At 57.9% G+C, this 9,260-nt stretch carries 8 protein-coding genes and 1 pseudogene; 3 read left to right on the forward strand and 6 right to left on the reverse strand.

The features are described from left to right. Positions 1 to 123: 123 nt before the first annotated feature. Positions 124 to 285: a hypothetical protein gene (locus AC4GMC_RS15675; protein ID WP_487877032.1), complete on the reverse strand. Its 162-nt coding sequence runs from the start codon at positions 283 to 285 to the stop codon at positions 124 to 126. Positions 286 to 412: 127 nt separating this feature from the next. Further along, on the reverse strand, positions 413 to 1,873 hold the full coding sequence (locus tag AC4GMC_RS15680; protein WP_487877033.1) for a DUF2125 domain-containing protein: 1,461 nt from the start codon (positions 1,871 to 1,873) through the stop codon (positions 413 to 415). A gap of 98 nt (positions 1,874 to 1,971) precedes the next feature. Here AC4GMC_RS15680 and AC4GMC_RS15685 point away from each other — a divergent pair, with 98 nt between their 5' ends. Continuing rightward, entirely contained in the window at positions 1,972 to 2,712 is a 741-nt protein-coding gene (locus tag AC4GMC_RS15685; RefSeq protein ID WP_487877034.1) for an SDR family oxidoreductase, read from the forward strand. Further along, positions 2,709 to 3,308, forward strand: a complete 600-nt coding sequence (locus AC4GMC_RS15690) for an enoyl-CoA hydratase/isomerase family protein (protein WP_487877035.1) — start codon at positions 2,709 to 2,711, stop codon at positions 3,306 to 3,308. The genes AC4GMC_RS15685 and AC4GMC_RS15690 overlap by 4 nt, the downstream gene beginning before the upstream one ends. On the opposite strand, the gene AC4GMC_RS15695 is transcribed toward AC4GMC_RS15690, so the two are convergent. Further along, the gene (locus AC4GMC_RS15695; RefSeq protein ID WP_487877036.1) at positions 3,305 to 3,667 is read right to left on the reverse strand and encodes a SpoIIAA family protein; all 363 of its coding nucleotides are present in this window, start codon (positions 3,665 to 3,667) and stop codon (positions 3,305 to 3,307) included. The two genes, AC4GMC_RS15690 and AC4GMC_RS15695, sit on opposite strands and share 4 nt — an antisense overlap. A gap of 21 nt (positions 3,668 to 3,688) precedes the next feature. Continuing rightward, a complete protein-coding gene (locus AC4GMC_RS15700; protein ID WP_487877039.1) occupies positions 3,689 to 5,197 on the reverse strand; it encodes an FMN-binding glutamate synthase family protein in 1,509 nt (502 codons plus the stop codon). A 239-nt stretch (positions 5,198 to 5,436) separates the two neighbouring features. On the opposite strand from AC4GMC_RS15700, the gene AC4GMC_RS15705 reads away from it, so the two are divergent. Further along, positions 5,437 to 5,925 (forward strand): fasciclin domain-containing protein, encoded by a 489-nt coding sequence (locus tag AC4GMC_RS15705; protein ID WP_487877037.1) that lies wholly within the window; start codon positions 5,437 to 5,439, stop codon positions 5,923 to 5,925. 83 nt (positions 5,926 to 6,008) lie between these two features. On the opposite strand, the gene AC4GMC_RS15710 is transcribed toward AC4GMC_RS15705, so the two are convergent. After that, complete coding sequence (locus AC4GMC_RS15710) at positions 6,009 to 6,557, reverse strand: hypothetical protein (RefSeq protein ID WP_487877038.1); 549 nt, start codon at positions 6,555 to 6,557, stop codon at positions 6,009 to 6,011. A gap of 151 nt (positions 6,558 to 6,708) precedes the next feature. Then, positions 6,709 to 9,260, reverse strand: a pseudogene (gene clpB, locus AC4GMC_RS15715) (ATP-dependent chaperone ClpB); the annotation flags it as partial.

The raw sequence follows: 9,260 nt of genomic DNA on the forward strand, positions 1-9,260 counted from the left end.
CCGTAGCCCACCATATCTCGGGGATATCTGCGCATCGCTCGCTCCTGTGGATGTGATGCGCGCAGCTTAGGACCTTCGCGGGTGGCGGGGAATGCCCCTTTGGATGGTCTGAAAAGGTTGCGGCTAGCGCCGCTCGCGGTCCGGGTCCGCGTCATCATCGCCAAACTTGATCATGGCGGTCAAAATCCGTGCGGCCATGGACCCCGGCGCCACGATTGGCACCACAAACCGAGCAAGCAGCAAAAGCGTCATCGCCCCAAAGGACGCCCAAAACAGCGTATCCATTGCGTAGCCTCCCACGTCCGGTCAACGTTACCAAAGGCTAAGCCACCCAAGGCGATCCTGTCAAAGGGCGCCCCCTAAATCCGCGAAAACCAGCCGATTACCCCTGAAAACGTTTGCGAATGCAGGGTTATTGCAGCGGAAAGCCGTTCACGAGGATGGAGCCATCTTCGAGGAATTCGATCTCAGACGCGAGTTCATCTGGCCCCGTGGGCGTCGCAAACATACCCGACATCATCCGTACCATGCCCACTTGTTCGGGCGGCACCACGCCCAGTGTCGCGAGTTGTTCCAAAAGCCCAAAGCCGCCGCTCAGCGTCAGATTGACCCGCCCCACAGGTGCCGGAATGGCACTAGAGTTGTCGAATGTCGCGGCCCCCGTCCCGCTCAGCCGTGCGCCGCCCAGCGAGACCTCTAGGTCATTCAGCCGAAGGGAATTGATCTGGGCGAGGGGGCCTTGCACTGCCTTAAAATCATTCGTGACATCCGTTAAATCCGACAAGACCGTCGCAGTGCCTTCGAGGTCGAGGGCGATGGTGGCCGGGTCCCGCGGAATAATGCCTTGGGGGTCAAACAGGCCCCAGATCACATCGCTCAGCACGACATCCCGCAAGCCCAAAGTCAGGTTCACTGGTGCAGGGGCTTGGGTCCGCGCAAGCGGCATCGCGATGCCAAACGTCGAGCGCCCGACACTGGCCTCAATCGGGAGAGGAAAGCCCCCAACCAGCGCACGCATTTCGGTCTGGTTTGTGTCGCTAAAAATGCCGAACTTGGTCGGGTCGATATCCATAGCGAGGGTCCCAGCCCCCGTGCGGGCCTCCATCTGGATATCGCCATCAGTGGCTTCGGCAGCGATTTGAACGCTACTGCCACCATGGGTCAACTCACCCTTCAAAGCGACCCCCAAAGGCCCAAGCGGCACAGCACCACCAGCGGCGTTCAACGTTCCGGAAAAAGCGCTCGTGAGGTTGGTGAAATCGCTTTGCATGTTGAACGTGCCCTCGCTGGGGTCCGACATGCTGAAACGGATTTGCATCGCACCGATTGCGTCCTGCGATTGAAAAGGCCGCGCCTCACTGCCCATGTCGATCACGTAGCGCGAGGCCAAATCGCTCAGCGTGAGCGAGACTTCAAACGGCATAGTTTCGCCATCAACCACCACATCGCCCACATCTAGCGTAAGCTGCTGCGCGCCATAATCGTAGCTGCGAGCACCATCCTCATCACGGGCCACAATATCTAGCCCGGTGTGGCGCAGCTCCATTGTGGTAACCGTGCTTTCGCCGAACGACGTGTCGGTAATGCCAAGCGCATACACCGGGGCCAACTCGACACGGACACTGCCGTCACCCTGCTCTCGCAGGGTAATCTGAGCGATGCGACCGATGCTTTCGACCTCATCAATGACCGATTGTGTGGCAACATTTGTCAGCGTCAGAACACCACCCGCATAGCTTTCGGATTGAGCGGAGATTGTGGTGCCTAGAGCTTGTTGCATCTCTTGCCACTCGGCCCAAAGGTCCGGCGCCGTCAGGTCAGCCGCAGCCGCGCCCGCGCTCATGATAAATGCGGTGCTTACCATCAGGCTCATGCATTTTGACATCCGGTACCCTTCCTGAAATGTATATTCAAAGCTCTTTGTTTCGCGTGTGGGACACAGGGTCAAGACGCATCCGGGAGGGCGATAAAATGGATATGACGGGCAAGGGCGTGGTGATTACAGGTGCGTCCCGAGGCATTGGTGAGGCAACCGCACGGATGATGGCCGCCGCCGGGGCGCAGGTTGCGCTATTGGCGCGCAACGGCGACGCTGTTGCGGACATTGCAGGTGACATCGGGCCAAACGCGCTGGCCATCCCCTGTGACGTGGCCCGTTATTGGGAAGTAGAGGCCGCGATATCCGCCGCCGCGCGTGAGTTTGGCAGCCTCGATGTGGTCATCAACAACGCTGGCGTGATTGAGCCGATCGCCTCCTTGACCGATAGTGATCCCGACGCGTGGAGCCAAGTGATTGATATCAACCTCAAGGGCGTCTTTTACGGCATGCGCGCGGCGATCCCCCAGATGCGCAAAGGCGGAACGATCATCACCATCTCATCCGGTGCGGCCCACAACGCCCTAGAGGGCTGGAGCCATTACTGCACATCCAAAGCCGGGGCCGCCATGCTGACGCGTTGCGCGCATCGCGAAAACCCGGGCCTGCGGATCATGGGGTTGTCCCCGGGGACAGTCGCCACCCAGATGCAGCATGAAATCAAAGCATCCGGTGTCGGCCCCGTCGCCGCCCTAGAATGGGAGGTTCACATTCCTGCCGACTGGCCTGCACGTGCCTTGATGTGGATGTGCTCTGACGATGCGGACGCATTTGCGGGTGAGGAAATCTCATTGCGGGATACGGATATCCGCGCACGGATTGGATTGGGCGTATGATCGAGCTCGACCAGCGTGAGGGTATCTGGACCCTTACGATCAACCGCCCCGACAAAGCAAATTCACTAACATCCGAGATGTTGGCGGACCTGATCCAAGTGGTGAAAAAGGCTGACAAGGCCGACCTGCGCGCTCTGATCCTGACGGGTGGCGGCGACAAGGTTTTCTCAGCCGGGGCCGACCTTGAGGAAGCCAAAGCAGGCCTCGCCCTGTCGCCCCTGTGGGAAGAATTATCCCGCGCGATTGTGCGCCTGCCCTGCCTAACAATCGCCGCCCTAAACGGGACATTGGCGGGAGGGGCCTTTGGGATGGTGTTGGCGTGCGACGTGCGTCTGGCCCCAGCGCATGCCAAGTTTTTCTACCCCGTAGCAAAGCTGGGTTTCTTGCCGCAACCCTCAGATCCGCGCCGACTTGCGACCTTGGTTGGGCCCGCTAGGGCCAAGATGATCCTTGTGGCAGGTCAAAAGATCACGGCCGAAGAGGCATTGATGTGGGGATTGGTGGACCGATTGGAAACCAACCCGTTAGAGGCGGCAAACGCCCTGATCCCCGAGGCAAAGGTCGACCACATGGCCGCGATCAAATCAATGATCTAAGGGGCTTCGACCCACGCGCGGGCGGCTTCAAGCTCTGCCATGTCAAACACCTGGATCTCAATTGGCGACACGCGGCACAATGCCCGCGTGAGCCCGCCGATCCAGCCAACGTCCGTAACCACCGCCACACGGTCGATGTCCCGAATATGGGCGACGTCGAACTTGATGCCTTCCCAAATTGTGCTCAGTTCAAAGCCTTCGAAGGTGGGGATCACTTCGACCATGCGGACCTTGCCGTGACGCTCAAGGAACGCCTCTAGGCGCGGCAGAACGGTGTCCATATCGGTCTGCGTGATCTTACCCGCCACTTCGATTTCAAACACAGGCAGGGTAGCGTGTTCATGATATTTGATGGCCATTTCTGGTCTCCTCTCTCTACCTTATATGGGGGTCGTCGGTGCCTTTTGTGAGGGGAGATCACGGGGAAAGAGTTCATGCATCGGAACCGAGGTCCCATCAGGCTGCACAATCCGCACATGCCGCCGCCGCATTAGGCGCGGCTCGGACACACCAACCGAATGCGCAATCATCTCAACTTCATGGACAACGCCCTTGGCATAGCGCGCGACTTTGCGGAATTTGTCCTCCACCACGAGGCCTTTTTGAAAGCGCGGATCATGGGTCGTGATGCCCGTGGGACAGGTGTTTTTGTTGCATTTGAGAGCCTGAATACAGCCCAAGGCGAACATGAACCCACGCGCAGACACCACAAAATCCGCCCCCGCAGCCATAGCCCACGCGATATCGCCGGGGTTGACCAACTTACCGCTAGCCACAAGGCGGATACGGTCGTGCAGACCGACGCTATCGCGCAGATTACTGACCATGGGCAGGGCTTCGCGAATGGACATGCCGACAAGATCCATCAAGGGCATAGGCGCCGCACCAGTGCCACCTTCTCCGCCATCGATGGTGATGAAATCAGGCGCGCTTTCCGGGCCGCGGCGCAGGATCTCCGCAAACAATTCCTCAAACGGCTCGCGGGCAGCGACAACGGCCTTGATCCCGACGGGCTTGCCCGAAACATCCCGCACACGCGCCACAAGGTCGAGCAAATCCGACCATGACTTCACCTCCCGGTGGCGGTTGGGGGAAATACCGTCTTGGCCAATGGCAAGACCCCGGATGGCAGCAATCTCGGCGGTCACCTTTTCGCCGGGCAGGATCCCACCTTTGCCGGGCTTTGCCCCCTGCGCGAGCTTGATCTCAAACATCGCTATCTGCGGATGCGCCGCGATTTCGCGCAGTTTTTCATCGCCCAGGTTGCCGTCCTTGTCGCGGACGCCGTATTTGGCCGTCCCGATTTGATAAACAAGGTCGGCCCCGCCCTGAAGGTGAAAGGGCGACACGCCACCCTCACCGGTGTTCATCCAAATACCTACCTCAGCACAGCCGCGGGACAGGGCCAAAACCGCGGGCCTTGAGATCGCGCCATAGGACATACCGCTAAGATTAAAAATCGACTTGGCCACATAAGGCACGCGCGCAAAGGGGCCGATCTTCATCGGCTCGGTCTTCGCGAATTGATCATCCAGCGGCGGAAAAGGGCTATTGACGAACAACGGTGTTCCCGGCGCCGAAATGTTGCGGGTCGAGCCAAAAGCAATCGTGTTGCTCTGCCCCTCACTGGCGCGCTTGACCCAATCTCGCTGCGCGCGATTAAAGGGCAGCTCTTCTCGATCCATCGCAAAGAAATACTGGCGAAAGAATTCGCCCAGTTCGGAGAAGATATGGCGAAACCTGCCGATCACGGGGTAATTGCGCCGGATCGCGTCAGAAGTTTGGGACCGGTCGATCACAAACAAAACCAATCCGACTGCGACCATCACGCCGATAATCAACACGAACAACAACGCCAAAATCTGCAAAGCCCACGCGGCGGTTTCCATAAAAATCATATCGAACTCCAAGCCATTGATCGAACAGTGATACGCGCCCATGTGGTACACAAGGGCTCAATTCTGCTCCCGCAGGCTCACATGAACGTGACCCCGAAACCGGCAAGTCGCCGCCTATGGCTAGGTTTGCACCCTTGAAACCTGCATTTTCGCCCCAATTTGTCTTGTGTGTTTTTTGCACACAGGCCAGCCGATCATCGGCGGCCAAACAACAAAAGGGAATTGAAATTATGCTTCGCACTGCAGCACTTGCCATCGCCGCCACCACTGCCCTGACCCTGCCTGCCTTTGCTGGCAGCATGGACAAAAAGGACATCGTCGACACCGCCGTCGGCGCAGGCACCTTTGAAACACTTGTCGCCGCCGTCAGCGCGGCTGATCTTGTGGATACGCTGAAATCCGAAGGCCCGTTCACCGTGTTCGCACCCACGGATGAGGCCTTTGCAGCCCTGCCAGAAGGCACCGTAGAAAGCCTACTGCTGCCAGAGAACAAAGAGCAGCTGATTGCGGTTCTGACCTATCACGTCGTACCCGGCACAGTGATGTCCACCGACCTTGTGGACGACATGAAAGCCGCCACCGTTCAGGGTGGTGAGATCACAATCGACCTCGACAATGGTGTGATGATCAATGATGCGAACGTCACCACCGCTGACATCGAGACATCGAACGGTGTCATCCATGTCATCGACAAAGTGATCCTCCCTGCCGACATGTAAGGCAATCTGTCTGCTTGCATCAGACAACTCACAAGCCGAAGGCCCCGGAGCGATCCGGGGCCTTTTTCAGTCGGTTCAAATGATTAGGTTACCTGACGACGCCGCGCCATTAGGCCACCACACGCAAGAACAAATCCGAGCAAAAACCCGCTGGCAGGCAATGGAACGGACGCCATAGTCGTGTACACTGACCAGTGCGACAAGCCAGGACCTGGTTGCCCGTTGCCCTTGAGCGCAGAGAGCATGTCAAACGTGCCACCCGTCGCGCCCGAAGCCATCAGGAACGCGGAAAACGTAGGCCCGCCCTTCAAGATAAACATGACATCAGTGCTCGCGGCGACACCGGACAATGTCCAGTTGTTCCCTGTTACATTCAGCGACTCACCTGTTGCTGCCGTTTCAGTCCCTGACGAGGAATCTAATTTAAGTAGAAAATCCCAGCCAGTTGCGTTCCCGAAGAAGTTGGCCACGGCAGAAGGGCTATCATTGCCAGAATAAATACCCTGACATGCCGTCGCTCCTGACACACTGCCGGGGATACATGCGGTACTTGTTAAGGTGATAGCACTTGCCGTACCGCTATGCCCCATCAGGCCAAGCGCAAGCGCACACGCGACAATCCATTTTTTCATAGTTACTCGCTCCAAAACACAACTTTAATGTATCTAAAACGTTAACATACTTCCTTAGAAATTGCACTTTTTTGACGCGGTAAGGCATTTGGACCATGAAGCGGCGGGCATCGAATGACAAAAGGGAGCCAGATAGCTCCCTTTTATTTCGTTAGTGCACGACGGCTTCTTGAGGCGGCTGACGGTCGCTTCGGGCGATCCTATCCCCCACAAGCAAACCATCGCTACTGGCACTGACTGGCACGACTGCACCGTCGGCCACATCACCGGACAGGATCATCTCCGCCAGCTCATTCTGTAAACTGCGCTGGATCACGCGTTTTAACGGACGGGCACCAAACACAGGATCGTACCCTTCGTCCGCAAGCCACATCTTGGCTGCATCATCCAGTTCAAGCACGATATTGCGACCCGCGAGCCGTTTGGTCAGGCGAAGCAACTGGATGTCGACAATGCCGTTCATGTCCGAGCGCGCCAAACGATCAAAGATAATCGTTTCATCCAGACGGTTCAGAAACTCAGGCCGGAAATGGGCCCGAACCGCATCCATCACATCGCGCTTAGCCTCCGCTGCGTCGGCGCCATCAGGCAGTTGGCTTAGCGCCTGCGCGCCCAAGTTCGAAGTCAGAATGATCAACGTCTGCTTAAAGTCGACAGTGCGACCCTGACCGTCAGTCAGCACCCCGTCATCCAGCACCTGCAGCAGCACGTTGAACACATCTGGGTGGGCCTTTTCGACTTCATCGAACAGGACAACCTGATAGGGTCTGCGCCGCACGGCCTCCGTCAGGACACCGCCCTCATCATAGCCAACATAGCCCGGAGGTGCGCCAATCAGACGCGAAACCGCATGTTTCTCCATGAACTCGGACATATCAATACGCACCATCGCGTTGTCGTCATCGAACAGGAATTCAGCCAGCGCCTTGGTCAGCTCGGTTTTGCCAACGCCGGTTGGCCCCAAAAACAGAAAGCTGCCCAAGGGGCGGTTTTCATCGTTCAGGCCTGCGCGCGCGCGGCGCACTGCGTTGGCCACGGCGGTTACCGCTTGGCTCTGCCCAATCACGCGGGACGCAATTTCTTCTTCCATCCGGAGCAGCTTTTCACGCTCCCCCTCCAGCATCTTGGACACGGGCACGCCGGTCCAGCGCTCCACCACGGATGCGATCTGTTCGGGGCGGACGGCCTCTTCCACAAGGACCTCATCCTCACGGTTTTCAGCATCCGATAGCTGCTTTTCCAGTTGCGGGATCACGCCGTAAGACAGCTCTCCCGCGCGGGCCAAATTGCCTTCGCGCTTGGCCGCATCCAGATCGACACGCGCCCGGTCCAATTGCTCCTTCAAGCCACGCGCGCTTTCCAGCTTATCACGCTCGGCCTGCCATTGCGCGGTCATCTCGGCAGACTGCTGTTGCAGGTCCGCGACCTCGGCTTCCAGCTTCTTCAACCGATCCTGAGAAGCGGTATCGTCTTCAAGCCGCAGGGCCTCTACCTCAATCTGCTTTTGCAAGATGTCACGGTCCAGCGCGTCCAATTCTTCAGGCTTGCTGTCGACTTCCATCCGCAAGCGCGATGCGGCCTCATCCACCAAATCGATCGCCTTATCCGGTAAAAACCGATCCGTGATATACCGCTGCGAAAGCGTCGCGGCAGCGACCAGCGCGCTATCAGAAATCCGCACACCATGGTGCAGTTCATACTTTTCCTTAATGCCGCGCAGGATTGAAATTGTGTCCGGCACGGTCGGCTCTTCGACCATCAGCGTCTGAAAACGCCGGGCCAACGCCGCGTCTTTTTCAACGTACTTGCGATATTCATCGAGTGTGGTGGCGCCGATACAATGCAACTCACCGCGGGCCAATGCGGGTTTGATCAGGTTCGCAGCATCCATCGCGCCATCGGATTTACCGGCACCGACGAGCGTGTGCATTTCATCGATGAACAGAATAATTTCACCCGCCGCCGAGGTAACCTCGTTCAGCACGGCCTTGAGCCGTTCTTCAAATTCACCCCGGTATTTCGCCCCAGCAATCAGCGCACCCATATCAAGCGCCATCAGCGTCTTGTTGCGCAGCGATTCCGGCACGTCACCGTTGATGATCCGCAGGGCCAAACCCTCGGCGATGGCAGTTTTACCGACGCCGGGTTCACCGATCAGAACGGGGTTATTTTTGGTCCGGCGGCTTAGCACCTGCATCGCGCGACGAATTTCTTCGTCCCGCCCAATGATGGGGTCAATGCGACCTGCGCGCGCCGCCTCAGTCAGGTCCGTTGCGTACTTTTTCAACGCTTCATAGCTATCCTCCGCAGAGGCGCTATCGGCGGTGCGGCCCTTACGGATATCGTTGATCGCGGCATTCAGGCCTTACGCATTCACACCACCTGCATCCAGCGCATCCTTAGCCTTGGATTTCACCATATTGAGCGCCATCAAAATCCGCTCAACCGTGACGAAGCTGTCGCCGGCCTTCTTGCTAAGCTTTTCAGCCTCGGACAGAACCTGCCCAAGCGTGCGATCCATATAGGTTTGGCCACTGTCGCCGCTGACCTTGGGTAACTTGGCGATGGCGCCATCAACGGCCTCCGCCACACGTTTTGCGTTACCACCAGCAGCAGAAATCAGGTTAGATGCCATACCTTGGTCATCATCCATCAACGCCTTTAGCAAATGTTCGGGGGCCAGTTGCTGATGGCTTTCGCGCA

It is taken from the genome of Thalassobacter sp. (genome assembly GCF_982993085.1).

Excerpts from the sequence above, each read along its gene's own strand:
- AC4GMC_RS15675 (WP_487877032.1), bottom strand. The coding sequence starts at position 285 with ATGGATACGCTGTTTTGGGCGTCCTTTGGGGCGATGACGCTTTTGCTG.
- AC4GMC_RS15680 (WP_487877033.1), bottom strand. The coding sequence starts at position 1,873 with ATGAGCCTGATGGTAAGCACCGCATTTATCATGAGCGCGGGCGCGGCT.
- AC4GMC_RS15685 (WP_487877034.1), top strand. The coding sequence starts at position 1,972 with ATGGATATGACGGGCAAGGGCGTGGTGATTACAGGTGCGTCCCGAGGC.
- AC4GMC_RS15690 (WP_487877035.1), top strand. The coding sequence starts at position 2,709 with ATGATCGAGCTCGACCAGCGTGAGGGTATCTGGACCCTTACGATCAAC.
- AC4GMC_RS15695 (WP_487877036.1), bottom strand. The coding sequence starts at position 3,667 with ATGGCCATCAAATATCATGAACACGCTACCCTGCCTGTGTTTGAAATC.
- AC4GMC_RS15700 (WP_487877039.1), bottom strand. The coding sequence starts at position 5,197 with ATGGAAACCGCCGCGTGGGCTTTGCAGATTTTGGCGTTGTTGTTCGTG.
- AC4GMC_RS15705 (WP_487877037.1), top strand. The coding sequence starts at position 5,437 with ATGCTTCGCACTGCAGCACTTGCCATCGCCGCCACCACTGCCCTGACC.
- AC4GMC_RS15710 (WP_487877038.1), bottom strand. The coding sequence starts at position 6,557 with ATGAAAAAATGGATTGTCGCGTGTGCGCTTGCGCTTGGCCTGATGGGG.